Source organism: uncultured Shewanella sp. (assembly GCF_947495455.1).
In the GTDB taxonomy this organism is placed as follows: Bacteria; Pseudomonadota; Gammaproteobacteria; order Enterobacterales; family Shewanellaceae; genus Shewanella.
The window spans coordinates 1-25,914 of record NZ_CANLZC010000002.1 but is presented as its reverse complement, the minus strand read 5'-3'; the positions used below and the strand labels follow the sequence as shown (position 1 = coordinate 25,914).

Below are 25,914 nucleotides of genomic sequence, written 5' to 3'. Positions count from 1 at the left end.
TCTCACTCACGGTAATTCAGTTAAGATATTGATAATATCAACAAAACATTCGAAAGTGATCTTTTATTCTTTTTTAAAGTCGGAGCAAGTTAAACTTGTTTTACTTTTACTTTTACTTTTACTTTTACTTTTACTTGGCCGCCTCTTTGTTTAAAGAAAGGGGAGGTTATTTGGTCCCTTTTTTCTTGCGAATAAAACAAGTTTTATAATTTGATTCGCAAAGTTCAACTGGCTCTGGACCAAGGATAAATCCCTAAATGCCGTTTAACCATAATACTCAGTATGATAAAGGTCAAAACGAACATTGCAGTTGTCGCTATTGCAGCGCCCTGAATGCCATAATCCGGGATCAGTAATCCATCCAGAATAACGCTTAATGAGACACAGATGAACATAATCAGTGCCACACTTTTTTCTCGACCTGAATATTGTAACCAAGAATAAGGCATGGCAAACAAGGCGCTAAAAAGATAGCCCGGAACAAGAATTTGCAATGCGATTGCGGCTTCTGGCGCATTGTGACCAAACACAGATAAGATAGGGCCAGGAAATAAAAAAAGTAAAGTACCTATGGGTAGAGTGGAGAAGAGTAGTACTCTAAAGCCCTTTGCATTTAACTTTTTAACTTCATGCATGCCCTCTTTTAGGGCTGGGGTCATCAAGGGATCGAAAATAATCATAAAAGAAGATTGTATGGCAAACAAGACCATGACAGTGATCTGTGCTGCAGCAAAATGCCCGACAGCATCTTCTTTACCGAAGATTTCAATCATATAAATATCAACTTGATTTAAGGTGCGTTGTAGAAAAAACAGTAACATCATAGGAATCGATATTTTTAGCCAAATGAGGGGAGAGGTGGGGTTTTTAATCTTTTTAAGTTGTATGATCCCCAGTTTTTTCACTTGAACTAATAGGTAGAAAAGGATGATCAGTATGGCGGTAAAAGCAATCATGATCGCCCATGAATCGGTCAGTTTTCCAACAAAAGCGTATATGGCTAATATTAACCCCAATTTCAAAATAGGATAAAATATCCACCTTGGAAAGATAGTCATATAAATCATGTTTTTGGATTGGAATACACTACCAATCAGCACAGTAATGGCCATGACGGGAACGATGGCTGTAGCATAAACAAGAGGATGGTGATGACCAAAGCTGGTATTTTCGAGAAAATGTATTGAAACATTTAAGGTTATTAAGGCTAAGAGAAAAGAAAGTGTCAGGACAGTAATGAGGTAAAAACGGGTATACTCCCAGATCAGTTCAAGGTTTGATTCTTTAAAAGCCAGAGGTAAAAACTTGAGCGCTGCTCCTGCACCGCCCATTAATACGGGAATACTGGCGAGACTGACGAAAGTTTCAGCGACTTTATAGTCACCATAATCCTCAGGGGAGAGAAGGCGTGCAAGCCCTACATTAAAGGCATAAACCGTAATGTATTTACTGAGAACCGTGATAATCATTATGGTGGTCGTGCGATGAAAAAAACTGGTTTCTTTTTCCTTATTCATTTTTTTTGTTACCCATTTTAAATCCATTTGAGTCTATGTATAGGTTAAGTTTTATGACTTTATGACGGGCGAAGGGTAGTTTAATCTTAGCTTAAAATGGATTGTTTCTCTTTATTTGTTATCGATTTTATAACGGAACGGAAAATAAGAAGATGTTGTGGCGGAGCAGGTCTGAGCCAGTAAAATGAAGTATTGAGATGCTCATATCCATTCAGGTATTATCACTTATTAATAATAGATAATAAGATGACAGCCTGAGAGGATATAAGCTAGTGCATATGAGTTTATAGGGATTTTTTAGCCCATCATGATAAGCCCTATGTCTTGAAGTGATACATCACCACTACTGATCTCAGAACCATATTCATTTAATACAACACCAGCGGTACAGACGCGGTTGGCTATATCTTCCAAGTTTGTATCAACAGTCTCTAATTTTGTTGTAACTGTTGCAACTTGAGCATCTATTATATCGACTCTTTGATTGGTTGTTTGTAGATGATTATCGGTAACATCAATGCGAGCATTGACCGTCCTGAACATATTATCGGCGACGTCTAATTCGTTAGCATTGTTGCGGATTAATTCATTGTTGAATTCAATATTACTATCGATAGCATGGATTTTAGATTCCATCACTTCTGTGACTTCTGCGGCAAACTTTGTTTCTTCTGATACTATTTTTCCATCTTCAATGACAAATTCACCACTTTTGACGCCAATGCTGAGAGTCGCTTCAAGTGCATCGATTTCAAGTGCACCACCCATTCTTAAACGCATATCAAAGCCAAAGGTGGACCATTCTTCGGAGCCAAATACGGTTTTAGTTTCATTGCCTACTATGGTGGTTTGGCTGTTTTCAGCTTGTATTCTAAGCCCTGCTACAGAGAAGTGTGTTGGATCTTCATGCTCCTGCCAGCTTTCTTCTTCCTCGCTTTCACTGCTTTCTTCTTCATTGTTTTCACCTTCTTCCGTGGTGGTTTCGTCTTCGGTATTTTGAGTGTCTTCTGTTGTGTCTTCTGTTGTGTCTTCTGTTGTGTCTTCTGTTATTAGTGCGGCTTGGCTCATCTCATCCCCCTACAATGAAAATAGAGAAAGGTATTAATCTCTTCTCTTTTCGAGCTGATATCTTCGATATGTAGAAAATGCTTTCAAGACTATTGCTTTTGATGTCTGTATTGAATATTTGATGATTGCGTATAGTCTGTGAGTTGTTTTAATATAAAGTGTTAACTGGCTAATGAGTGCAATATTAAAATACTATCAAAAAAGTAATCAAATACAGATAAAATATTATAGGAATAGCATTGATAATAAATATTTAAAATGGTGCCTAGAAGAGAGTCCCATTTAAAGTATGCTAAGAGTAATCCTTTATGTATCTGAGTTCAATGCATATTGCATTAAATATCGATCATGATGGTTTCATTCATATCAATATAAGCGTTCGCTAAAGCTTATTTTGTGTTTAAGGGGGATTTTATGTTTGAATTATCTTAAACTCTAATAAACTTTAGCCTTTTAAGTGGCATGATGTGTTTTTTATTTATAGACTCAATCGTCTTATGCTATATATTTTGTCGTGTTAATTTTTGTTAAATTTTAGGATTTCAATCCTGTAAACAATATTATTGATATAAGTGATGTGCTTTGATGTAATGGTAAACAGGGGTTGGCATAGCTGATTTATCTATCATGTTTTGTTTGATTTGTTGGCGAATTGTAGTTGAAGAATAGGGTTGTGCTTCAACATCAACATGATAAATGAGGCCACTTTTTTGTTGTGGTTTGATGCTTGTTGATAAACGTTTTTTATACTCAGGAAATATTGAGTCCGTTTCTGTTAAAGGGTTATTAGGGCGTTGACAAATGACCAAGTGACATAAAGTGAAAAGATGTTTCCATTGATACCATTTAGGCAAAGATAAGAAAGAGTCCATACCCATTAGAAAATAAAATGTATGTTCAGGGTAATCATGGATTAACTGTTTAAGGCTAGTGACAGTATAAGATGGAGATTCACGTTTTGCTTCTAAATCACAAAGTGTGAAATGATTTAATGTTTGGCATGTTTGCCGTACCATATTGAGTCTATCTTGGGTTGTAACAAGCGTTTTATCTTTGTGGGGAGGAATATGATTTGGCATTAACCAAATTTCATCAAGTGCTAATGTTTTGAGTGCCGTTTGGGCTGGACGAATATGCCCAAAATGAAGAGGGTCAAAGGTTCCACCTAATATACCTATATGCATGACAAGTTCCTAAATGAGATGGGTCATATTATTAACTTTAACGATATCAAAATCATATTTTGATATGAGCCAAGTGGGAGTGAGATTGAGGGTCAAATAATAAACATAGGTGACTTAAAGCAACCCAATCTTCATGGCCTTGTTGTTTTAGCTTTATTTCCAATGCTGATGTACTGACCAATAAATGCTCTATTTGAGATAATGATAGCCGAGATAAACTTGCCTGATAAGCCGATTTTTTCTTATCCCAAATGCGCAGTTGTCCCCACAGGGGCTGTAATGATTTTTTATCTTCTTGGGCGGCTTTTAATTGTGATAATTTAGTGAGCTCTTGAAATAGATGCCATAACACTATGGGCATGGCAACGCCTTCAGCTTTGAGCTGAACGAGTATATGTTGGGCTTTTGCTTGTTTGTTATATAAAAGAGTATCGATGAGTTGAAAAACACTAAAACGAGATTGATTGACAAAATATTCTTCAAGATCTTGGCTGTTAATAGCTTGATTGGGGCTGAGAAGAGTGAGCAGCTGTAATGCTTGATCCGCGGCTAATAAATTACCTTCATAAAGGCTAGTCAGCATTTTTTGTGCATCACTATCGACTTGCAAATTAAAATGATGAATACGTTCAATGAGCCAACGTTGAAATTGGGCGCCTTCTGGTGTTTGACAAGGGATAAATATGCCTTTTTCATCAAGAAGTTTGAACCACTTACTTTTCGTTTGCTCCATGGCCAGTTTAGGGCCTGTGAGTATGAGTAAAATATCAGGATTGGGTACTTTAAGCACAGATTGTAACATTGCACTACCTTGTGCTCCCGGCTTGACTTGAGGAAGGCTGAGTTCAATGATGCGGCGGCTAGAAAATAGACTTAATGTATGCCACTGCTCGTATAAGTCTTGCCAATTAAATTGATTGTCTTGGATTAATTGAATATTTTCATCAAAACCTTGTTTCTTGGCTTTTTGTAATATTTGACTGCGTGTTGTTTCACACAACCAAGGATCATCACCAAACACCATATAACATTGTTTTAATGGCGAGAGGTGCTTATTAATTTGATCCGGGTAAACTCTCATCGATTGGCTCTCATACAGCACAGAGTGATACTGCCCTCTGGCTTGATTTTAGGCTTATTTTGTTACGGCTAAAGGTCATCTGTGTATATTCAAATCAATTGCTTTCGATACTAGAGAGCTGTTGTATTATTTGGTCAGCGGCTTGTATTCTCATTTCTTTTAGTAATAGGGTTCGTTCTCGGCTTTTAGCGAGTGCTGCGCTGGGGTTATCTAAGTATTCACGGTGAATTTCAACGGTAAAAGGTTGAGATTCTTCATTTGGAAGTTGTACGGCATAGTGCACAGTGTAGGTGAGATCGTATTCAGCAACGCTACCTGTTGGGTATACCGATAAAACCATGCGATCCAGTGAATCTTTAATAATACGTAAGCTGGCGACATCGTTTGCGGATGGAACCAAGTTAACCTGATTAAGTCGTAATCTTTCTTTCATTAATCGGGTTAATTCACTGTACTGATCTGGACTGGTTAGGCTGAGTGTTTCTAACTGTGTGGGTAACTGATAATTATCCTGTAATCGAAATCCACAACCGGCACAGAGTAGGATAATGAATGAAAAAATGATTGTAATGATGCGTTTGATGAGCATAGGAGTGATTGTTATTCCTTGGTTTAGCCATGCTTGATAGTATCTGCTTAATAGTATCAATAATAGCGTTAAGTCCTATCAGTAATGAAACAATAATGTAAGCTAAAAGCTCATTTAATCATAGTGCTATTGGCGCTTACCATCATAATATTGCCAAGCCGATTGATATTGACACTTCAATGGGCTTGGCTTTATTTACTTAAGTCTTTTAAAAATATATCGTTAATAGACTTTTAATGGTGTTAATTTGCAACAATATTGAGTAATTTTCCTGGTACAAAAATGACTTTACGGATCGTTTTTCCGTCAGTATGTTTAATGACACCTTCTTCACCCATGGCCAAGCTTTCCACTGTCTCTTTATCGGCATCGGCAGCAACGGTTATTTTAGCGCGTAATTTACCGTTGACTTGCACAATAATGAGTTTGCTGTCTTCCACTAGGGCAGCTTCGTCAACTTCAGGCCATAATGCTTGTTCAATATCGTCAGTATGCCCTAATTCCTTCCATAAGTTAAATGTCACATGGGGAATAATAGGGTAAAGTAGACGGACTACGGCTGAGAGGGCTTCAGTCATCAAGGCTCTATCTTGCTCTGTGTCCTGGGGTGCTTTTTGCAGATGGTTCATTAATTCCATTACTGCAGCAATCGCAGTATTAAACATCTGACGACGGCCTAAATCATCACCGACTTTACTAATGGTTTTGTGCAGTTCTCGGCGCAGTGTTTTTTGTGAGGCATTTAGGTTAGCCACATCCAGTGCAACGCTTGGACCTTGACTGATATGATCGTGGGCAAGTTTCCATAAGCGTTTAATAAAACGATGTGCGCCTTCGACTCCAGATTCTTGCCATTCAAGTGTTAGCTCTGGTGGAGAGGCAAACATCATAAAGAGACGGACGGTATCGGCGCCATACTTTTCAACCATTGCTTGAGGATCAATGCCATTATTTTTCGACTTAGACATCTTGCTCATGCCTGTGTAAACCAGTTCATGACCTTCGCTGTCAGTGGCTTTAATGATACGGCCTTTATCGTCGGTTTCGGTTGTGACATCCGTTGGTGAAACCCAAATACGTGCGCCTTTTTCATCGGTATAGTAAAATGCATCTGCTAATACCATGCCTTGAGTGAGTAAGCGCTTAGCGGGCTCATTGGAGTCGACAAGGCCAATGTCTCTTAATAATTTATGGAAGAAGCGGAAGTAAAGTAAATGCATACAAGCATGTTCAATGCCACCGATATACTGATCTACCGGTAGCCAATAATTGGCTTTTGCAGGGTCAAGCATAGTATCAGCATGAGGGCTACAATAACGCGCGTAGTACCAAGACGATTCCATAAAGGTGTCAAAAGTGTCGGTTTCACGCAGTGCATCTTGCCCATTGACTTGGGTTTTTGCCCACTCTTTATCGGCTTTTATGGGGCTTTGAATGCCATCCATGATGACATCTTCGGGTAAAATAACCGGTAACTGTTCTTCTGGTGTGGGAACAACGCTGCCATCGGCCAGTGTGACCATAGGGATAGGGGCTCCCCAGTAACGTTGGCGAGACACGCCCCAGTCACGTAGGCGGAAGTTAACTTGGCGTTTACCTTTACCTTCTGCTGTCAGTTTGGCGTCGATGGCATCAAACGCGGCCTGAAAATCCAAGCCATCAAATTCGCCTGAATCAAACAAGATGCCTTTTTCGGTAAAGGCGGCTTCGCTGATATCAAACTCACCTTCATTAGGTTTGATAACGCCTTTGATATCGATGCCGTATTTATGGGCAAATTCATAATCACGTTGATCGTGAGCGGGGACCGACATGACCGCACCCGTACCGTAATTCATTAAGACAAAATTACCTACCCAAATCGGGACGGCTTCGCCAGTTAATGGATGAATGGCATTAAGGCCTGTTGCAACGCCTTTTTTCTCCATCACGGCCATTTCGGCTTCTGTGGTGCCCGCATTTTTGCATTCTTCAATAAATGCGCTGAGCTCAGCATTGCCTTTGGCTGCTTGTAATGCCAGTGGGTGAGCGGCGGCAATTGCCACATAAGTGACACCCATTACGGTATCGGGACGCGTGGTGTAAATATCGAAGCTGCTATCTTGCCCTTCTACTTGAAAGGTCATTTCAATGCCTTCACTGCGGCCAATCCAATTGCGCTGCATGGCTTTTACCTGTTCAGGCCAGCCTTCCAGCTCATCGATATCGCGCAGTAACTCATCCGCGTAGTCGGTAATTTTGATGAACCATTGTGGAATTTCTTTTTGTTCTACTTCTGTATCACAACGCCAGCAACAGCCTTCAATAACTTGTTCGTTAGCAAGAACCGTTTCATCATTGGGGCACCAGTTTACGGAAGCCGTTTTTTTATAGACTAAGCCTTTTTCGTATAATTTGGTGAAAAACCATTGTTCCCAGCGATAATACTCGGGTGTACAAGTGGCGATTTCTCGGCTCCAGTCATAGCCAAAACCCAGCATTTTAAGCTGATTTTTCATGTAGTCGATATTTTCATAGGTCCAAGGCGCAGGCGCTGAACTGTTTTTTATCGCTGCATTTTCAGCTGGAAGGCCAAATGAATCCCAACCTATAGGTTGAAGGACATTTTTACCTTGTAGTTTTTGGTAACGAGCAACAACATCGCCTATTGTGTAGTTACGTACATGGCCCATGTGTAGGCGACCTGAAGGGTAAGGGAACATTGAAAGACAATAAAACTTCTCTTTGTTCTCGTCTTCAGTCACTTCAAATGTTTTGGTATTTTTCCAGTGCTCTTGCACTTTTTCTTCTACTGTTGAAGGATTATATTGCTCTTGCATCAATCATTTTCCGGCCATGCCGCCTATTATTGGAACTAGCGCTATCGTCGCGCGGGTAAAATATGGGCATAGAATAAACCAGAAGTGGATGATTAAAAAGGATCATGTGAGGAGTATTTATTATGAGTGAACGAAGTCAGGCGTTATTAAAGCTATATACTGAGTTATTTGAACATGTAAAAAAACAACATGAAAATGATAACAGTATGACTATAAAGAAGTTATTTAAAGAAGTGTCACAGTCTAAAGAGTATCTAGTGTTCAAAGCACAAATTAAGGAAGATGAGCTTGCTTTAGTCGAACAATTTTTAAAAAGAGACATTGCAAGCTTTTTGCAGGAGAAAAATGATGCGGATTTAAATCATAGCCCTTTTATTATTGCGGCTAAAAATACTTTTTGGCATTGGTTAAGTGAAATAACCGATCGCAGTCAGCTTGAATGGACAGAGTTGACACAAGACTTTAAGCATGAGGGGGTGTATGAAAGTGGTGAGATCATTGCTCAAGGTTGTTTAGCATGTACTGCATGTGGGCATAAAATGTATATTGAGTTTCCAGGGCTCATTCCTGATTGCCCAGAGTGTGATAATGAGGAGTTTTACCGTGAGGCGTTAAGGCCATAAGAAGGTGGCTAGCAGTGTATTAATCATTTGCTGTTTATTCATAAAACCATGCTCCCTTGATGTGAGGACGGCGTTTAAGAATAGTAAGGGGGAATAGATAAAAGGAATTTGTATGAATCAATATGCTTGTTTATTGGTGGCGGCTTGCTGCTTGACTTGTCAAGCTGAAGAAACAATACAAGTGAATAGTCGCGATGAGATTGTCGGTGCCAAAGGCAGTATGGCGAATACTTTCGGTGAAAAAAACTTTGTTATTCCTTATCCCTATTATAGTCAAGTGACGTCAGCAACGGCAGGTGTTGTATTAGCCAGTCAGGGGATCTTTCAGCCTCAAATTACGGCCTTTGCTAATTTTATTTATTCGAGTAACGATTCTAAAATTGCGTATTTTGAAGTTGAAGATGTGCAAATTTATCGCCGCTTGTTTTTAGAAGCGAAAGTATTAGCAGGTCATTGGGGGGATGTGGATTATTATATCGATCGCACTAATGATTCCAGTGAAAATGATTATATTGCCATTAGTGCAGACGACCAATGGTATCGGTTAAATTTAGATTATTTGTTGCCAATAGGCAATGGCAAAGAACAAATTATTGATCGTTACGAAATAGAAGGGGCGCTGCTGATTCCTGAGACGGCAAGCGGCGGAGAGTCGTGGAATCCATTGTTGTCGGGACGGACTTATTTACAGCTTAGGCCATTTTATCGTCAAGAAAATTTAACAGGCATTGGTGATTTTGCAACATCAGGAATGGGGTTGGGATTTTTTATCGATAATCGGGATTGGCCCATTAATCCTAGTCGAGGTTATACCTTACAAGCCGAGTTTAAACATGATTGGGGAAATTTAAGTGACTCAGTGGAGTGGTCTGCAATAGAAGCGTCTTTTTCAAAATACGTGAGTTTAGGGGCCAGTGACTTCTTTTTGCAACGTGTGTTAGCATTTGATGTGTGGACATTAGATATTCCCACTTGGAATGACACAACTGTCGTTGATGGCCAAACTGTGTTTAAACGGCCTCCTCCTTTTTCTGGGTTGAGCTTAGGGGGCTGGGATCGTTTTCGCGGCTATAATGCCAATCGATTTGAAGATAAAGCCGCTATTGATTATCAAGTTGAATATCGAATGATCCCGCAGTGGAATCCTTTTCCTCATATTCCATTGATTAAGTATTTAAAAATTCCTTTTTGGCAATGGGCCATTTTTGCTGAATTAGGGCGCGTGGCACCTCAATGGGAAATAGATACCTTACATTCACATATGCGCTGGAATGCGGGGGTTGGCATGCGTGCCTTTGTTAATGGTATGTTGGTTAGAATGGACTTGGCGGCGTCAAAAGAGGGTGGGCAAGTTCAGATGATAGTGGATCAACCCTTTTAATACAGGAATGAATGGCAGCGATAGCCTGGCTATCGCTGCATTGTTATTATTATGCTTCTTTTTGTTTGATTCGATGAACCAGTGCGATGATGAAGAAGAGTCCACTGAGTAATAATATGGGCCACTCACCCCAGCGCGCAAAGGGGGTTAATCCAGTAAATAAAGGCACTTTAGCGGTTAATACACCAGTTTCAAATTGAGGCAGTTGTTTTGTTATCACGCCTTTTTCATTAACAATCGCAGTGACGCCGGTATTGGTTGCCCTAAGGAGTGGGCGCCCTAATTCGACTGCTCGCATTTGTGCAATTTCCATGTGCTGTAATGGACCATTTGAGCGTCCAAACCAGGCATCATTGGAGATAGTAAGTAATAAGTTTGTATCCTTAGTGAAATTCGCTCTCACTTGCTCAGGAAAAGCAATCTCATAACAGATGGCAGGTAAAATATGGTAGCCCAATGCCGTAAGATTAGGTTGTTGATAGTGACCTCGCGCAAAAGAAGACATAGGTAAATTGAAAAAGGGTGCCAAGGGCCTTAATAGGGTTTCAAAAGGCACAAATTCTCCAATGGGCAGTAAGTGATGCTTTTTGTATTCATTGATGCCATTGCCTTGATAATTGGCTTGAGATTGTGTTTTGCTGTTATGATTGCCCAGTACAATGAGCGAGTTATAAAAATCTTCCCCTTGTTGGCTAATGATCCCCGTTAAAATCGCGCTATTGTGCAAGTTTGCAACGCGATTGGCATTAGTGAGAAAATCTTCAACTAAATATTCTGGTGCGGGTATTGCCGCTTCTGGCCAAATAATGAGATCGGCACTGGCTTCTTTTTTGTCATTCTCATCACTTGCTGCCTGGGTATGATTGTTTGGGATTGGCTTCTTTGCATCAAACCTATTTCCAATAGGGGTGAATTCTGGGCGAGTGAGATCCATGTATTTTAGCATTGTTGGCCACAGCGCTTCAGGTTGCCATTTCATGCTTTGAGGAATATTGCCTTGTACTAAGACCACATTGACGCTTTTATTCGTGGGGGAAATCGTCGAGTTATTGATAGAAAGCCAAGTACAAAGTGCAACGACGGGAATTAAAATAGCAAGGCTTTTCCAACGCTTTTGAATGCATAAGGCAAGCGCACCACAAAGCAGCGCAATAACAAAACTTAGCCCCAATGTGCCAATGACACTGGCGAGCATTTTTAATGGCCCTTGGGTTTGGCTATAGCCTGCCCACAACCAAGGAAAGCCTGTTAGTACCCAACCTCTTGCCCATTCGGTAAGTGTCCACAGGGCTGGAAACAATATGAGATTACGTAAGAGACTGCTATGGGGAGTGATTTTCTGTAGTAAATAGCCGGTTAATCCTGCATAGAGCGCTAAATAGAGCGCCAATAAGGCCATTAAGCCTAGGGAGGCAATAATGGGAAGGCCGCCAAAGTGATCCATGCTGACATGAACCCAACTGATCCCGACAGAGAAACAACCAAAACCAAAACTGAGCCAGTAAATGAAAGCTGACTTTGCCGATAATCTTTGGCTTTGATGTAGAACAAAGGTGAGGGCAATAAAATAAACTGGCCATAAAAAATAAGGAGCAAAGGCCAAAGCGGTGGCGCCGCCGGCAAGGTAGGCCAATATCAACCTTCCGATAGAGTGATGGGCTAACGCCCGAAATGTATTCAGCATGCTAGCCTCATAATGATGCTTAATGAAAATGAGAAAATTAGGTTACGTTTTCTTCAATGTTAGATGTAGGGAGCTTGACACTCAGCTGAATAAGCCTTCGCGTGTCTGCACTGACGACTTTGAATTCAATATTATCTATGGTTATTTTTTCATCTCTTGTGGGTAAATGTCCAAAAGCATGTGAGACTAAGCCACCCACAGTATCAAATTCTTCGTTACTAAAGTCTGTATTAAACTTATTATTAAAGTCATCAATAGGTGTCAATGCTTTAATCATATAAACATGTTTAGCCACTTGACGTATTTCAGTTTCTTCGGCAGATTCATGAACAAATTCATCTTCAATTTCGCCGACAATTTCTTCTAAAATATCTTCAATGGTGATGAGTCCTGATACGCCGCCATATTCATCAACAACAATGGCCATATGATAACGCTGAGAACGAAATTCCTTGAGTAATACATCAACCCGTTTGCTTTCGGGAACCACAACGGCAGGACGGATCACTTGTGTTAAGGTAAAGGGGGTTGCGTTATTTTGAAAACCGTATTTGAGTAAGTCTTTGGCCAATAATATGCCTTCAATGTGATCTTTATCATCATTCACAACAGGAAAACGTGAATGAGCGGAACTGATCACAGTGGAGAGCAATTCTTCGACTGAATTATCAATATTTAAACTCACAATTTGTGCGCGTGGGATCATGATATCTCTGACTCGAAGATCGGATACTTCAAGTACGCCTTCAATCATTTCTCGCGTGTCTTCAGTGATCACTTCGCGCTGTTCGGCATCGTTAATCACATCGACGAGTTCTTCACGGTTTTGCGGTTCGCCCTGGAATAATTGACTGACTTTATCTAGCCAACCTTTCTTAGGGGCGTTTGTACTCGGGGGGATGTCATCACTCATAGTATTTCTCTGACTCATTTGAGTCTCTTACTGCTCCTGATAAGGGTTTGTAAAGCCAAGCTGGGTAATGATTTTAGTCTCCAATGACTCCATTTCTTCAGCGTCGGCATCATCAATATGGTCATACCCTAGCAGATGAAGCGTACCATGTACAACCATGTGAGCCCAATGTGCTTGCAAAGTCTTATTTTGTGCTTGGGCTTCTCCTGTCACCACAGGGGCACAAATAATTAAATCGCCCAATAAAGGCAGCGCTATTTCTGCTGGTGCTTCAAAAGGAAAAGAAAGCACATTTGTCGGTTTATCTTTACCTCTATAATCATGATTGAGTTGTTGGCTCTCTTCGCTATCCACGATGCGTATGGTGAGTTCTGCTTCATCCATACGCCCTTCAAGTACTGCAGTGACCCATAAACTCAAATCCGTTTGGCTGGGTAGGTTCGATGTGTCTTCCAGCGCAATTTGCCTGTCGAGCATAAGGTTAAGACTCATTATGTGCCACTTCCTGCAATTTATGTTGGTTGTCTTTGATGCCGTGAGTTTTTTGACGATGCAGTTCATGCTCTTCATAAGCTTCGACAATACGGGCAACAACAGGGTGCCTGACGACATCTTTTGCTTGGAAAAAGTTAAAGCTGACTTCTTCGACTTGGCTTAACACCTCAATGGCATGACGTAAGCCAGATTTTTGATGTTTTGGCAGATCAACCTGAGTAATATCCCCAGTGATCACCGCTTTTGAATTAAAGCCAATACGTGTGAGAAACATCTTCATTTGCTCCACTGTGGTATTTTGGCTTTCATCTAAAATGATAAAGGCATCATTAAGCGTTCGGCCTCGCATGTAGGCCAAAGGTGCGACTTCAATGACATTGCGCTCAATTAAGCGTTCCACTTTTTCAAAACCGAGCATTTCAAATAATGCATCATAAAGAGGGCGAAGATAGGGATCGACTTTTTGGCTGAGATCCCCTGGAAGAAACCCTAGCTTTTCCCCGGCTTCTACCGCTGGGCGAGTTAATAGAATGCGCCTGACTTCTTGGCGTTCTAATGCATCTACGGCAGCAGCAACGGCCAGATAAGTCTTACCTGTGCCTGCTGGCCCCACACCAAAGGTAATGTCGTGGCCATTAATATGGGAGACATAGTCACTTTGATTTGGGTTTCTGGGTTTGATCACGCCACGCTTGGTTTTGATATACAATGACTTATCATCACTTGTCGCTTCAAATTCTAATGCAATGGCTTCTTGAATGGCAATATGGACTTTATCGGGTTCAAGATCCGGTGTACTGCCTTTGACGGGCTGAGTTTCAACATACAAGTCTTTGAGAAGATTATTTGCCGTTAAACAATTTTTTGGTAAGCCAACAATTTGAAAATGATTATCACGGTAGTTGATTTCAACTCCGATGCGGCGTTCTAATTGCTTGATATTGTCATCAAAAGGGCCACATAGTGAGGCTAAGCGACGTGTTTCAGCGGGTTCTAGATACAAGTTGAGAGTCGTTAACTTATTTGACAAAAATCACTCCAAATACTGATTGTCATTCTATTAGTTTACGAGCCTATGGGCAGAAATGCTAACCTTATTTTAGGCTCAAATGTGGAAAAAATAAAAGGCAGCATTAAGATGCTGCCTTTATAATCACTTAAGCGAATATTTACGATGGGATGAATTGTGTTACACCTAAATCATCGTCTTGCTTATGTTTCGCTAAAATATCGCTGGGGCGTAAATCACGACGTAAGTCCATTTCATCTTCGCCGCGAATAAAATTGCCACGCAATGAGTTAGTGTACACATCAACAATCTCGACATCCACAAAGCTACCAATATGTTTAGGTTGGCCTTCAAAGTTAACGACGCGATTGTTTTCTGTTCTGCCTCGCAATTCCATTGGATTTTTAATCGATGGACCTTCAACCAAAATACGCTGTACTGTGCCTAACATATTTCGGCTGTAACGCATAGCTTGTTGTGTGATGCGATCTTGCAAGATGGCTAAACGTTCTTTTTTCTCTTCGAGGCTCACATCATCGGGTAAATCAGATGCGGGTGTGCCTGGACGAGCACTGTAGATAAAACTAAAACTGTGATCAAAACCTACGTCTTCAATAAGTTTCATGGTATCGGCAAAGTCTTGCTTAGACTCGCCTGGAAAGCCGATAATGAAGTCAGAGCTAATTTGAATACCGGGACGGGCTTTGCGCAAGCGACGAATAATGGATTTATATTCAATCGCCATATGACCGCGTTTCATTTGAGTCAAAATCAGATCGGAACCAGATTGCACTGGTAAATGTAAGAAGCTGACCAGTTCTGGTGTATCTTCATAAACATCTATGATGTCTTGAGTAAATTCAATGGGATGGCTGGTGGTAAAACGTAGTCTATCGATACCATCGATGGCAGCGACGAAACGTAATAGCTCAGCAAAAGAGCAAATGTCATCATCATGGGTCGCGCCGCGATAAGCGTTAACGTTTTGCCCTAGTAAATTCACTTCGCGTACACCTTGTTCGGCGAGTTGAGCGATTTCAAGAATAATATCATCCAGAGGGCGACTGACTTCTTCACCACGGGTGTAAGGCACCACACAAAAAGAGCAGTATTTACTGCAACCTTCCATGATGGAAACAAAGGCACTGGGGCCATCTGCTCTGGGTTCGGGCAGGCGATCAAACTTTTCAATTTCTGGAAAGCTAACATCAATAACGGCTTTGCCGCCAGCTTGAATTTGATCAATCATTTCAGGTAAACGATGCAGGGTTTGAGGACCAAAAATAAGATCAACACATTGAGCACGTTCTTTAATGGCTTTTCCTTCTTGAGAAGCCACGCAGCCACCGACACCAATAATAAGATCGGGTTTTTTATCTTTTAATTTTTTCCAGCGGCCTAATTGGTGAAACACCTTTTCTTGGGCTTTTTCACGGATAGAGCAAGTATTCAATAATAATACATCAGCTTCTTCAGCTTCTTCCGTTAAGGTATAACCTTGATGTTCATCAAGCAAATCAGCCATCTTTGATGAGTCATACTCATTCATTTGACAGCCCCAAGTTTTAATATGGAGTTTTTTACTCATCAGTCTGCTTCACTCTATAAGAATACTGAAAAAATAGCGGCATATTTTACCTTGCTGTAAGCCTGATTACTAGCCTTATACCATGGTATGGAAGGAAATCTTGATTTCATGATAAAAACTATTGTCTTTTATCCACGTAAGCTTCGTCAAAGGCGTATTGTTGACCTGACTGTTTTTGTAGGTTCAATACCTCTTTTGTGCGTAGGCTGTTACTGCGATCAAGTCCGATAGTGCCAATATATTTTGCATCAATGGGAAGGTAATCATAGCTGCCTTGGTCATTTTTAATTTTAACAAAATTATCGGGTTTCACGTCCCATGGGTTAAAGCCTGCTTGACGTAACATGGCTAAAGCAGATTCTGGAATGGCTTCAAAATATTGATCTCGGTCAATGCCGCCATTTTCTTTATAGCACTTGAGCGGTTCACTATTAGGAATGGTTTTAAAGGTGCTAACGGTAACGCTTTGACCATCGACTCCTATCATACGTTCGACTTTATGGGTTGCTAAATGGGCGTATTTTCCATTGTAAAAGTGCGGGCTTTTATAGATTTCATTGAGCCTTAGGCAAGTTTGAGATTGCGTGATATCGTCATCGGTTTGTTGTGATTTGACGATTTTGACCCCTTCACCAGAAGGGGTAATATAGACGTCTCTATTTGCACCTTGATAGTGCTTGATCTTAGGCGTAAACATAATATCAAGCACTTTTCTACGGCAATGTGTGTTTATGAGGTTGGTGAGTTGTTGTCCACGGGTTTGCGTCGCGTGTTCTTCAGGTGCTTGAGCACGTAAGAAGAAATCTTTAATCGCTGTGATGGGCCGTTTTAGATGATCCGTTACATGGTCATTGGCGCGGTGAATATGGATATCATCATTAGGGCTTGTTTTTATTGTGTAGGCTCTGTCATTTAAGGTCAAGGTGGATTCATTTCTGATCTGTTCAATGGCATATTGTTTGATATCTTGAACGCTTCTTAGAGTTATGGGCATAAATTGTACTTTTAGCAGTTTTATAGAATAAATCTGGCACTTTTTAATCTCTATTAGATATAAAAACAACCTTTTGTTTTATCATTTATCTATAAATGAATTTAATTGGGTGTTTTATATAAAAATTAATTATAAAACATATAATAAATTTATCATTTTTATAAGAAAATAAACTGTTGTTAACTTGTTGTGTGTCTTATGTTGAGTTTAAGTTGAAATTAGAGGGGCTGCATTAGCTGAAACGGATATAAAAGGAAAAGTAGCGTCATTACAGTGGCAAACATGAGTAGAGCCGGCAACTTGTTACCCTTTGTTGCTGAGATTGAAAAAGCTTAATCTTAATTGAGAACGGAACATTATTTTACAGGGGATATTTTTTGAGTTTTGTATAAAACCTACATAATCAATAGTCTGTTATATTTTATTTTTGCGATCTTTTTTATCTTTCTCTTAGTGTGTTTTTGGAGGTGACTAACTGGGCGCGGTATTTCGCCTTGTTCCCTTGACTTTGCGTTTGATTTTCGCTCTATTGACTTCTATTCACCATTCATTATCTGTTGTAGAGGCTTATCATGTTTGAATTGCCAACAATAAACCTTAAAGGCAAAGTGTCAGCACAAGAATGGCAAACCCGTGTTGAGCTTGCTGCTTGTTATCGACTGTTTGTCATGCAGGGTTGGGATGATCTTATTCATACCCATGTATCGGCGCGTATTCCAGATTCAGAACATCTGCTGATCAATGCATTTGGGCTGAGCTTTGATGAAATTACTGCGTCAAATTTAGTTAAAATTGATATTAATGGCAATATTGTCGATCCCGAATGTCCCTTAGAAATCAACCCAGCAGGTTTTACGATCCATAGTGCTGTGCACGAAGCGCGTCATGATGATCAATGTGCTTTACATGTTCATACAAATGAAACCATTGCCGTAGCGAGCCTAGAAGAAGGTTTATTGCCTTTAAGTCAGTATTCCATGTTTGCATTGGCATCACTCAGTTACCATGATTATGAAGGGTTAGCGGTTGATCATGATGAAAAAGTGAGATTACAAAAAGATCTTGGAAATACAAATTTTATGTTACTGAGAAACCATGGCGCGTTGACTATGGGCAAAACCATCGGGGATGCATTCATGCACATGTATGATTTAGTGCGTGCATGCCAAGTACAAATACAAGTCATGTCCACCGGAATGAAGCCAATTTATGTTGACCAAAGTATTGTCGATGGTATCAAGGCACAAGCGAATATAGTGCATTCTGGGTTAACGGGCGGACAAAAAGCATGGCCTGCAATGATGCGAAAAGTATTGCGACAATACCCTGATTTTGTTTATTAATATTCTTGGTGCTTGATGAATTTGGCTTATTGGTCTTACTGATATTATTACAACCTGTTCACCATTAACTATACCTTTGAGAGAACCCTATGAAAGTCACTCATGTAGAAATTTTTGATATTGAATGTCCTAAACGCCCAGCTTGGAATCCTGTTTTTGTTCGTGTGCATACCGATGAAGGCATAAGTGGTGTGGGTGAGGCCGGCCTTGCTTATGATTGGGGGCATAGTGCTGCGGCGGCCATGATAAAGGAAATAGCAGAAGCGGTATTAATTGGCTTTAACCCTTTTAATACTGAGCTGTTATGGTCTCGAATGCTTCGAGAGAGTTTTTGGGGGTTAGGTGGTGGTCCTGTACTGTATTCAGCAATGAGTGCCATTGATACTGCACTTTGGGATATCAAAGGAAAAGCATTGGGAGTGCCTGTGTATCAATTGTTAGGGGGGAAGGTGAATGAAGAGCTACGCACTTATGCGAGTCAATTGCAATTTGATTGGGATGTCACAGTTAATAAATTAATCGAGCCCGAAGAATACGCACATGCGGCGTTAAAAGCTGTGGCAGAAGGGTATGACGCCGTTAAAGTGGACCCCATAGTGTATAATCACGACGGCAGTTCTTCTTTCGATCGCACCAAGTTGTTTACTAAGCCGCAAATGCGTTTGTTTGGCAATCGATTACGAGCAATCCGTGATGCTGTGGGGGAAGATGTTGATATTATTTTTGAATCTCACTCCTTGATGGGAGCCGCTTCTGCTATTCAGATGGGTGAAGTCATCGAGGAAGTCGGCTGCATGATGTATGAGGAACCCGTTAATTATTTAAATTCAGCGGTGCACAAAAAAGTGGCCGAGAATGTCAAGGTTCCCATTGCAGGAGGAGAGCGCTTATATCACAGGTGGGATGTGCGTTCGTATTTTGAAGATCAAAGTATTGATGTTTTGCAACCTGATGTGGGCTTATGTGGCGGTTTTACAGAAGCGAAGAAAGTGTGTGATTATGCAGATGTTTATGATATTCGCGTTCAAGCTCATGTGTGTGGTGGGCCCGTTGCAACGGCTGCATCGTTACATTTAGAGACAGCGATTCCTAACTTTTTAATTCATGAACATCATACTTATGCGATTAAAGACTGGAACCGAGAGCTGTGTTTGCAAGATCCTCAGCCTGAACAGGGGACTTTTAAAGTGACGGAAGTGCCAGGCATTGGAATTGAATTAAATGATGAAGTCGTGAAACGCTCGCCTAATGTCACAGTGAAATGATTAATTTTTAGATGAGCATTTAATCGCGATTGAATTGATACCAATGAGCGGCATTAGCGTAAGTTAATGCCGTTATTTGTGTTTGGGTTAACTCCAGTTTGAAATAGTGTTCCCATAATGCATGATAGTCTTGTTTTAATAGTACTAAAGGGAAGTTACTGGCTAACATAACGCGTTCATCCCCAAATGCGTGAATGCATTGAGCGATGATATCGAATTGCCATTGGCTTTGATATTGTCTGTTCATCATTTCCCAACCTGAACATTTAATTGCGCAGTGTTGAAATGCACTGAGTGCTTCAAGGTTGCTTTGCCATTGTTGCCAAGCTGCTTGTAGTGTTTGCATATCTGTTTTCATGGAAGCGATGGGCGGCCACCCTGCATGATTGATAATCAGCCTTAATGAAGGAAGGCTCTTGAGGATCTGGATTAATAAATCCACGGCGATTTTATCGCTAAGTGGCATTTGTAAGTCAAAACTTAAGTGATTTTTAGCCAGAAAAGCTAAATTGTGTTGGACATTCTCTTGGCACAGTAATGCATAGGCGTGTTCATCTAAAATATGCCGACAACCTGCAACGGATGAGTATTGTGATAATTGGTTGATATGATCTTTAAAGCTCTCTTCCTTAAGGGTTAAATCTATGCCTGCAACCGTTTTAAAGGGCAAGCTACAGCTTGACTCTAACCAAGCGATTTCTCGCCAAGGCTGCACATTATCAAATCCGGCTTCGATATGCACAAAACCTGCTAACATAGTATTTGGATTAAGCGTCAGTGCTTCTTCATGAAAATTTTGTCGTAGCTTGTGTTTATCGGGCCAGAAAGGCGGATTAGCTTCTTGTAACCATTGATAATGCCCTAAATTTAACTCAAAGAAATGCAAGTGGGGATCAATTATTTTGTTCATTTCATCAGCGCTAAAATGAGTTTGTTTGATATTACTCGATATTTCGAGCTGATGAAATAGTATTCAATTTATCTATCACATAGGCGCCATTTTGTTATTGGGTGGTGTAGCCCCCATCGATAACTTGTAAACTGCCCGTAATAAATTTTGCTTTATCTGATGCTAAAAAGAGGACTAATTCTGCGACTTCTTCGGGTTGACCTAAGCGGCCCAAAGGCTGAAGAGCGGCTTCTTCTTTATGAATGTCGGCTTTATTGGCTCCAGAGCGGCGGCAATAGTTATCAATGGCATTATGATAAAGAGGGGTTTCAATGGTTCCTGGGCACACGGCATTGGCTCGAATATTAAAAGCGGCATAATCTAAGGCGGTGGTTTTTGCCATAGAGGCCAGTGCCGATTTCGTTAAACTATAGGCAAAAGAGTTAGGTTTACCGACCAAGGCTTGCTCTGAAGAGATTAATATAATGGCGCCTTGCTGATTGGCTTTCATATTAGGTAACACAGCCTTAGTGGCGGCATAGGCGCCCTTAACATTGATGCTAAAAACCTTGTCTAGCTCTGCTTCACTGGTGTTTTCTATGGTTGCTGAAAAGTGGATGCCCGCGTTTGATACCAGTACATCAATATTATGCTCTTGAGCGATATGATTGATGATTTGGGTGACTTGCTCAAGGTTGGTGATGTCGCACTGACGAAATTGCCCAAATTCACTGGGTTGTAAATCAAGATTAAATACCTGATAGTCATTCTTCAAAAAGAGTTTAACGACACTTAATCCTATACCTGAACTTCCACCAGTAACAATACACGTTTTTTTCATTTTTTGACTCTATGGGCTCAATTAATTTTCTTGAAGATACAGTATTTGAACTTAATGCAACAGTTTTCCTTTTCTTCAATGAATATGCGCTACGTCTCAAGCGTAGAATGCGTGTCTATGGTAAGATGCTTGTTATTAAAGACTTGATGATGAGCACTATCTTGAACTCTTTTGAAAACATCCCTTTCAAGCGTGATAGTGAGTAGTCATAAGACATGAACAGACAAAGGTGAGGGCGCGTGAAGTGAGCCAAATACAAGGAATTGATATTCAACATGATGTGGTGATTATCGGGGGAGGCATGGTTGGCGCCGCCAGTGCGGTAGGGCTTGCTCAGCTAGGTCTTAATGTTGCTGTACTAGAAAGGGTGCAGCCTCAAGCTTATGAGCCGTCACAACCTTTGGATTTACGTGTGTCAGCGATCAGTGCTCAATCTGAAAAGTTGCTTCAGGAATTAGGCGCCATGGATTTCTTGCATCAAGTTCGTATGCAGAGGTTTCAAGGGCTTGAAACCTGGGAGTTGAAGGGATGTATTACTCGTTTTCACAGTGAACAAATCGGTGAAACACATTTAGGCTATATAGTGGAAAACCGTCTGATTCAATTAGCCTTGTGGAAGCAAATGCAAGCTTTAGATAATGTACATCTTTATTGCCCTGCAAAAGTTAAAGCACTATCCAGTCAACCTCAGCGCCATCAAGTCTCGGTACTGTCTTCTGAGCAAAAGGCACCTTTATCCTCTGCTGTACAAGTGATATTAGAGGACGGACGCACCTTGACCGCACCTTTATTAGTGGGGGCTGATGGCGCGAATTCTTTTGTGCGTCAATGGGCCAATATTGGTGTGAGTGGTTGGGATTATGCGCAATCGGCCATGTTAATTAATATTAAAATGACGGCAGCTGAGCCGCCAGTGACGTGGCAACAATTTACGCCCAAAGGGCCTCGTTCTTTATTACCGCTACCTGATAATCAGGCTTCACTTGTATGGTATGATGATGTGCAAAAAATAAAACAGCTATTCCAGCTAAACAATAAAGCGTTAGCGACACAAATTCGCGCTCAGTTTCCAAATCGGTTATCGCCGGACTTTGAGGTGTTAGATAAAGGCTATTTCAGTTTGACTCGTCGCCATGCGCAGAAATACTTCATTGATAATGTTGTTATTTTAGGTGATGCTGCCCATACCATTAACCCGCTTGCTGGCCAAGGTGTTAATTTAGGTTTTAAAGATGTGGCAGCCCTTATTGAATCGGTTAGGCAAAGAATGTCAGTGACTGAGACTTGGTGGGACAATACTATGCTTGCCCATTATCAGTCGAGTCGATATCGGGATAATCAGTTGATGATGTCAGCGATGGATGCGTTTTATGCCAGTTTCAGTAATGATCTATTGCCGATCAAATTGATACGTAATGGGTTGCTTAAATTGGCTAATGTTGACGGACCGATTAAGCGTAAAGTGCTCAGGTATGCCATGGGGTGTTAAGTCGGTATGCCAGCGATGAATGCGTTTTAAGCTGGTATTCAGTAATGCGTTATTGTCGATTCAATGAATACCTAATGGGTTGCTTCAATTGGCTAATGTTGACGAGATGATTAAAGGTATAAAAAGGTATAAGTAAACCTAAAGTGCTCAAGTATGCCATGGGTTTTTAAGTCGGTATGTCTGCGATGGATGCGTTTTATGCCAGTTCAGTAATGCGTTGTTGCCAATTCAATGAATACCTGAGGGGATGATTAAAGGTATAAGCCAGCGTAAAGTTAAACCTAAAGTGCTCAAGTATGCCATGGAGTGTTAAGTCGGTATGTTAGTGATGGATGTGTTTTATGCCAAGTTTAGTAACCATAGTGTTTTAAGTGGGTATAGTGGGTCATTTGTTGGCGGAGTATTTGAATGCTAAAATACTCCGCTTTTATATTTTAGTGATGCTTATGGCCTCATTGATCCATTACATAATGTAGTGACAATAGATAATAAAGATTGGAAAACATGAGCGATATAAAATTGATTGTGGGGCTTGCAAACCCAGGTGCCCAGTATGAACGAACGCGTCATAATGCTGGGGCTTGGTATGTAGAAGAGCTGGCTCGATTATGTGGAGCAAATTTAGTTCCCGACAGTAAATATTTTGGATTAACAGCAAAAGCGCAATTTGAAGGAAAAGCGGTGCGTTTGTTGATCCCAACCACCTTTATGAATTTAAGTGGTAAATCCGTAGGGGCGTTAGCTAATTTCTTTCGTATTAAATCGGAAGAAATACTTGTGGCCCATGATGAACTGGATATGCCACCAGGTATCGCTAAGTTTAAATTGGGTGGTGGTCATGGTGGTCATAACGGTTTGAAAGATATCATTGCTAAAATGGCAAATGATAAAGGTTTTTATCGGTTACGCATTGGTATTGGGCACCCAGGTGACAGAAACTTGGTAAGTAACTATGTATTAAGTAAAGCCTCACCCACAGATCAAGGTTTGATTGATGCAGCAATAGACGAAGCGGTGCGGTCAACACAAGTATTATTTAATCAAGATATGAGTAAAGCAATGCAGAGATTGCATTCTTTTAAAGCATAATTTAATCGTTGCCGTGACTGCTGTTTGGGGATCTGGCTTCGAGTCGTTGAAAAGATAAAGGTAAAAATATGGGTTTTAAATGCGGTATCGTTGGCCTACCAAATGTAGGTAAATCAACTCTTTTTAATGCGTTAACTAAAGCGGGTATTGAGGCTTCAAATTTCCCATTTTGTACCATTGAGCCAAACACGGGTGTGGTGCCAGTACCCGATTTGCGTTTAAACGCATTAGCCGAGATTGTGAGTCCTGAGCGTATCATCCCTACCACAATGGAGTTTGTGGATATTGCTGGATTGGTGGCTGGTGCATCTAAAGGAGAAGGACTCGGTAATAAGTTCCTTGCTAATATTCGTGAAACCGATGCCATTGGTCATGTGGTACGTTGTTTTGAAGATGACAATATTGTGCATGTGGCTAATAAAGTGTCACCAGCAAGTGATATTGAAGTGATTAATACTGAATTAGCGTTAGCCGATTTAGATTCCTGTGAGCGTGCGATTACCCGCCAGCAGAAAAAGGCTAAAGGCGGCGATAAAGACGCTAAGTTTGAAGTCACAGTACTTGAAAAAATGCGTCCAGTATTAGATGAAGGCCATATGTTGCGTTCATTGGATTTAACTAAGGAAGAGTTAGCCGCTGTCGCTTACCTTAATTTTTTAACCCTTAAGCCGACCATGTATATTGCCAATGTCTCTGAAGATGGGTTTGATAATAATCCACATTTAGATGCCGTTCGTGAAATTGCAGCAAAAGAGAATGCGGTTGTTGTGCCAGTGTGTGCCGCCATCGAGTCAGAGCTTGCTGAAATGGACGCTGACGATCGTGATGAGTTTATGGCTGACTTAGGTTTAGAAGAGCCCGGTCTTGATCGCGTTATTCGCAGTGGTTATGAATTATTAACCTTACAAACTTATTTTACCGCAGGGGTTAAAGAAGTACGTGCATGGACGGTTGCTGTGGGCGCGACGGCGCCTCAAGCGGCTGGTGTGATCCATACGGATTTTGAACGCGGATTTATTCGTGCACAAGTTATGGCTTATGATGACTTTATCACTTATAACGGTGAGGCTGGAGCAAAAGAAGCGGGGAAATTACGGGTTGAAGGTAAGAACTATATCGTCAAAGATGGCGATGTGATGCATTTCTTATTTAATGTATAAGGCATAAACATAAGGCGTCTTTGTTCCTTGTGCTGTCATCATTGAGAATGGATTTTTCAGTGATGACAGGAAAATAGTGCTCATTTATCGTATGTTTAAGTTGAGTGAAAACAAGATGGATGCTTGTACGGCGTCGACAGAGACATTGAACTCAAGCATTAAAATCAGTTAACTGGCTTTATTTACGGCAGTAATTGCAGAAGTGTTAGTCATTTTGATGAAGTTATCGCCAAGCAGTACTTTTTCCTGTGAATTGCTAAAAAAAGCGGTTGACCTTGATACTCCGAATAAGCATAATACGCCCCGTTCCTCGCTGATAGCGATTAACAAAACGTTGGCAATGTAGCTCAGCTGGTTAGAGCACAGCACTCATAATGCTGGGGTCGCAGGTTCAAGTCCCGCCATTGCTACCATCAACTTTTAACAGTAGTCAGTTAATCGTTGATGTAAAAATAACATCGTCTTGAATATCAAGTCACGATTGTTATGGCTACCATCTATTTTTAAATGTAATCATTTAAAAACGGATGTAAAACAAAACATCTGTCTAGATGAAAAGCAGGCGCAGTGCGGGAGTGGTGGAATTGGTAGACACGCCAGATTTAGGTTCTGGTGCCGCAAGGTGTGAGAGTTCAAGTCTCTCCTCCCGTACCATTTAATTTAAACATTATGGGCTTATGCTGGTAATGATGTTTAAAGTAGGAAGCAAGATTGGGATATCGCCAAGCGGTAAGGCACCGGGTTTTGATCTCGGCATTCCCAGGTTCGAATCCTGGTATCCCAGCCATTCCTTTACTTTAAACGATATGTAAGATTTTGGGATATCGCCAAGCGGTAAGGCACCGGGTTTTGATCTCGGCATTCCCAGGTTCGAATCCTGGTATCCCAGCCAT

The 25,914-nt window shown here is 40.8% G+C and carries 21 protein-coding genes and 4 tRNA genes; 11 read left to right on the top strand and 14 right to left on the bottom strand.

Annotation, left to right across the window (positions count from 1 at the left end):
- Positions 1-224 precede the first annotated feature (224 nt).
- The 6 genes from Q0791_RS01115 to leuS all read right to left on the bottom strand — a co-directional run bounded on the left by Q0791_RS01115 (position 225) and on the right by leuS (position 8,258).
- Positions 225-1,517 (bottom strand): polysaccharide biosynthesis C-terminal domain-containing protein, encoded by a 1,293-nt coding sequence (locus Q0791_RS01115; protein ID WP_299001974.1) that lies wholly within the window; start codon positions 1,515-1,517, stop codon positions 225-227.
- 297 nt (positions 1,518-1,814) lie between these two features.
- Positions 1,815-2,585 carry a hypothetical protein gene (locus tag Q0791_RS01110; protein ID WP_299001972.1) on the bottom strand — a complete coding sequence of 257 codons (771 nt, stop codon included), beginning with the start codon at positions 2,583-2,585 and terminating at the stop codon, positions 1,815-1,817.
- 560 nt (positions 2,586-3,145) lie between these two features.
- The gene (nadD, locus tag Q0791_RS01105) at positions 3,146-3,769 is read right to left on the bottom strand and encodes a nicotinate-nucleotide adenylyltransferase (RefSeq protein WP_299001970.1); all 624 of its coding nucleotides are present in this window, start codon (positions 3,767-3,769) and stop codon (positions 3,146-3,148) included.
- 52 nt (positions 3,770-3,821) lie between these two features.
- On the bottom strand, positions 3,822-4,850 hold the full coding sequence (holA, locus tag Q0791_RS01100; RefSeq protein ID WP_299001968.1) for a DNA polymerase III subunit delta: 1,029 nt from the start codon (positions 4,848-4,850) through the stop codon (positions 3,822-3,824).
- Positions 4,851-4,944: 94 nt separating this feature from the next.
- Positions 4,945-5,439 (bottom strand): LPS assembly lipoprotein LptE, encoded by a 495-nt coding sequence (gene lptE, locus Q0791_RS01095; protein ID WP_299001966.1) that lies wholly within the window; start codon positions 5,437-5,439, stop codon positions 4,945-4,947.
- Positions 5,440-5,681: 242 nt separating this feature from the next.
- On the bottom strand, positions 5,682-8,258 hold the full coding sequence (gene leuS / locus Q0791_RS01090) for a leucine--tRNA ligase (RefSeq protein WP_299001964.1): 2,577 nt from the start codon (positions 8,256-8,258) through the stop codon (positions 5,682-5,684).
- A gap of 122 nt (positions 8,259-8,380) precedes the next feature.
- On the opposite strand from leuS, the gene Q0791_RS01085 reads away from it, so the two are divergent.
- Together Q0791_RS01085 and Q0791_RS01080 are read left to right on the top strand one after the other, a co-directional pair.
- Positions 8,381-8,881: a zinc ribbon-containing protein gene (locus Q0791_RS01085; RefSeq protein WP_299001962.1), complete on the top strand. Its 501-nt coding sequence runs from the start codon at positions 8,381-8,383 to the stop codon at positions 8,879-8,881.
- Positions 8,882-8,993: 112 nt separating this feature from the next.
- On the top strand, positions 8,994-10,262 hold the full coding sequence (locus Q0791_RS01080) for a BamA/TamA family outer membrane protein (RefSeq protein WP_299001960.1): 1,269 nt from the start codon (positions 8,994-8,996) through the stop codon (positions 10,260-10,262).
- A 49-nt stretch (positions 10,263-10,311) separates the two neighbouring features.
- Here Q0791_RS01080 and lnt read toward each other — a convergent pair whose 3' ends face one another.
- The 6 genes from lnt to Q0791_RS01050 form a co-directional block, all read right to left on the bottom strand.
- Positions 10,312-11,946, bottom strand: a complete 1,635-nt coding sequence (gene lnt / locus Q0791_RS01075) for an apolipoprotein N-acyltransferase (RefSeq protein ID WP_299001959.1) — start codon at positions 11,944-11,946, stop codon at positions 10,312-10,314.
- Positions 11,947-11,983: 37 nt separating this feature from the next.
- Positions 11,984-12,859, bottom strand: a complete 876-nt coding sequence (gene corC / locus Q0791_RS01070; RefSeq protein WP_299002106.1) for a CNNM family magnesium/cobalt transport protein CorC — start codon at positions 12,857-12,859, stop codon at positions 11,984-11,986.
- Positions 12,860-12,886: 27 nt separating this feature from the next.
- Positions 12,887-13,351, bottom strand: a complete 465-nt coding sequence (gene ybeY / locus Q0791_RS01065) for an rRNA maturation RNase YbeY (protein WP_299001957.1) — start codon at positions 13,349-13,351, stop codon at positions 12,887-12,889.
- The gene (locus Q0791_RS01060) at positions 13,341-14,384 is read right to left on the bottom strand and encodes a PhoH family protein (RefSeq protein ID WP_299001955.1); all 1,044 of its coding nucleotides are present in this window, start codon (positions 14,382-14,384) and stop codon (positions 13,341-13,343) included. The genes ybeY and Q0791_RS01060 overlap by 11 nt, the downstream gene beginning before the upstream one ends.
- Positions 14,385-14,523: 139 nt before the next feature.
- Positions 14,524-15,951 (bottom strand): tRNA (N6-isopentenyl adenosine(37)-C2)-methylthiotransferase MiaB, encoded by a 1,428-nt coding sequence (miaB, locus tag Q0791_RS01055; protein ID WP_299001953.1) that lies wholly within the window; start codon positions 15,949-15,951, stop codon positions 14,524-14,526.
- Between the two features lie 118 nt (positions 15,952-16,069).
- Positions 16,070-16,945: a hypothetical protein gene (locus Q0791_RS01050; RefSeq protein ID WP_299001951.1), complete on the bottom strand. Its 876-nt coding sequence runs from the start codon at positions 16,943-16,945 to the stop codon at positions 16,070-16,072.
- Between the two features lie 572 nt (positions 16,946-17,517).
- Between Q0791_RS01050 and Q0791_RS01045 the strand changes: the two genes are divergently transcribed.
- Entirely contained in the window at positions 17,518-18,288 is a 771-nt protein-coding gene (locus Q0791_RS01045) for a class II aldolase/adducin family protein (RefSeq protein ID WP_299001950.1), read from the top strand.
- Between the two features lie 89 nt (positions 18,289-18,377).
- Complete coding sequence (locus tag Q0791_RS01040) at positions 18,378-19,553, top strand: mandelate racemase/muconate lactonizing enzyme family protein (protein WP_299001949.1); 1,176 nt, start codon at positions 18,378-18,380, stop codon at positions 19,551-19,553.
- A gap of 19 nt (positions 19,554-19,572) precedes the next feature.
- On the opposite strand, the gene Q0791_RS01035 is transcribed toward Q0791_RS01040, so the two are convergent.
- Positions 19,573-20,463, bottom strand: a complete 891-nt coding sequence (locus tag Q0791_RS01035) for an amidohydrolase family protein (RefSeq protein WP_299001948.1) — start codon at positions 20,461-20,463, stop codon at positions 19,573-19,575.
- 94 nt (positions 20,464-20,557) lie between these two features.
- Positions 20,558-21,283, bottom strand: coding sequence for an SDR family oxidoreductase (locus Q0791_RS01030; protein WP_299001946.1), 726 nt, complete (start codon positions 21,281-21,283; stop codon positions 20,558-20,560).
- 244 nt (positions 21,284-21,527) lie between these two features.
- Between Q0791_RS01030 and Q0791_RS01025 the strand changes: the two genes are divergently transcribed.
- The 7 genes from Q0791_RS01025 to Q0791_RS00995 all read left to right on the top strand — a co-directional run bounded on the left by Q0791_RS01025 (position 21,528) and on the right by Q0791_RS00995 (position 25,913).
- Positions 21,528-22,772, top strand: coding sequence for an FAD-dependent oxidoreductase (locus Q0791_RS01025; protein ID WP_299001944.1), 1,245 nt, complete (start codon positions 21,528-21,530; stop codon positions 22,770-22,772).
- Positions 22,773-23,276: 504 nt separating this feature from the next.
- Positions 23,277-23,861: an aminoacyl-tRNA hydrolase gene (gene pth / locus Q0791_RS01020; protein ID WP_299001942.1), complete on the top strand. Its 585-nt coding sequence runs from the start codon at positions 23,277-23,279 to the stop codon at positions 23,859-23,861.
- 68 nt (positions 23,862-23,929) lie between these two features.
- A complete protein-coding gene (ychF, locus tag Q0791_RS01015) occupies positions 23,930-25,021 on the top strand; it encodes a redox-regulated ATPase YchF (protein WP_299001940.1) in 1,092 nt (363 codons plus the stop codon).
- Positions 25,022-25,357: 336 nt separating this feature from the next.
- Positions 25,358-25,434: transfer RNA gene (locus Q0791_RS01010), tRNA-Met, on the top strand.
- A gap of 156 nt (positions 25,435-25,590) precedes the next feature.
- Positions 25,591-25,675 (top strand) — tRNA-Leu (locus Q0791_RS01005).
- Positions 25,676-25,733: 58 nt separating this feature from the next.
- Positions 25,734-25,808: transfer RNA gene (locus Q0791_RS01000), tRNA-Gln, on the top strand.
- Positions 25,809-25,838: 30 nt separating this feature from the next.
- Positions 25,839-25,913, top strand: a tRNA-Gln gene (locus Q0791_RS00995).
- The last annotated feature ends 1 nt before the right edge of the window (position 25,914 follow it).

What these genes read in the sequence shown, in the direction of transcription:
- Q0791_RS01030 (WP_299001946.1), bottom strand. Translation starts at nt 21,283, where the DNA reads ATGAAAAAAACGTGTATTGTTACTGGTGGAAGTTCAGGTATAGGATTA.
- lptE (WP_299001966.1), bottom strand. Translation starts at nt 5,439, where the DNA reads ATGCTCATCAAACGCATCATTACAATCATTTTTTCATTCATTATCCTA.
- Q0791_RS01035 (WP_299001948.1), bottom strand. Translation starts at nt 20,463, where the DNA reads ATGAACAAAATAATTGATCCCCACTTGCATTTCTTTGAGTTAAATTTA.
- Q0791_RS01080 (WP_299001960.1), top strand. Translation starts at nt 8,994, where the DNA reads ATGAATCAATATGCTTGTTTATTGGTGGCGGCTTGCTGCTTGACTTGT.
- corC (WP_299002106.1), bottom strand. Translation starts at nt 12,859, where the DNA reads ATGAGTGATGACATCCCCCCGAGTACAAACGCCCCTAAGAAAGGTTGG.
- Q0791_RS01110 (WP_299001972.1), bottom strand. Translation starts at nt 2,585, where the DNA reads ATGAGCCAAGCCGCACTAATAACAGAAGACACAACAGAAGACACAACA.
- ybeY (WP_299001957.1), bottom strand. Translation starts at nt 13,351, where the DNA reads ATGAGTCTTAACCTTATGCTCGACAGGCAAATTGCGCTGGAAGACACA.
- Q0791_RS01045 (WP_299001950.1), top strand. Translation starts at nt 17,518, where the DNA reads ATGTTTGAATTGCCAACAATAAACCTTAAAGGCAAAGTGTCAGCACAA.
- Q0791_RS01115 (WP_299001974.1), bottom strand. Translation starts at nt 1,517, where the DNA reads ATGAATAAGGAAAAAGAAACCAGTTTTTTTCATCGCACGACCACCATA.
- ychF (WP_299001940.1), top strand. Translation starts at nt 23,930, where the DNA reads ATGGGTTTTAAATGCGGTATCGTTGGCCTACCAAATGTAGGTAAATCA.
- Q0791_RS01040 (WP_299001949.1), top strand. Translation starts at nt 18,378, where the DNA reads ATGAAAGTCACTCATGTAGAAATTTTTGATATTGAATGTCCTAAACGC.
- pth (WP_299001942.1), top strand. Translation starts at nt 23,277, where the DNA reads ATGAGCGATATAAAATTGATTGTGGGGCTTGCAAACCCAGGTGCCCAG.
- Q0791_RS01050 (WP_299001951.1), bottom strand. Translation starts at nt 16,945, where the DNA reads ATGCCCATAACTCTAAGAAGCGTTCAAGATATCAAACAATATGCCATT.
- holA (WP_299001968.1), bottom strand. Translation starts at nt 4,850, where the DNA reads ATGAGAGTTTACCCGGATCAAATTAATAAGCACCTCTCGCCATTAAAA.
- leuS (WP_299001964.1), bottom strand. Translation starts at nt 8,258, where the DNA reads ATGCAAGAGCAATATAATCCTTCAACAGTAGAAGAAAAAGTGCAAGAG.
- miaB (WP_299001953.1), bottom strand. Translation starts at nt 15,951, where the DNA reads ATGAGTAAAAAACTCCATATTAAAACTTGGGGCTGTCAAATGAATGAG.
- lnt (WP_299001959.1), bottom strand. Translation starts at nt 11,946, where the DNA reads ATGCTGAATACATTTCGGGCGTTAGCCCATCACTCTATCGGAAGGTTG.
- Q0791_RS01085 (WP_299001962.1), top strand. Translation starts at nt 8,381, where the DNA reads ATGAGTGAACGAAGTCAGGCGTTATTAAAGCTATATACTGAGTTATTT.
- nadD (WP_299001970.1), bottom strand. Translation starts at nt 3,769, where the DNA reads ATGCATATAGGTATATTAGGTGGAACCTTTGACCCTCTTCATTTTGGG.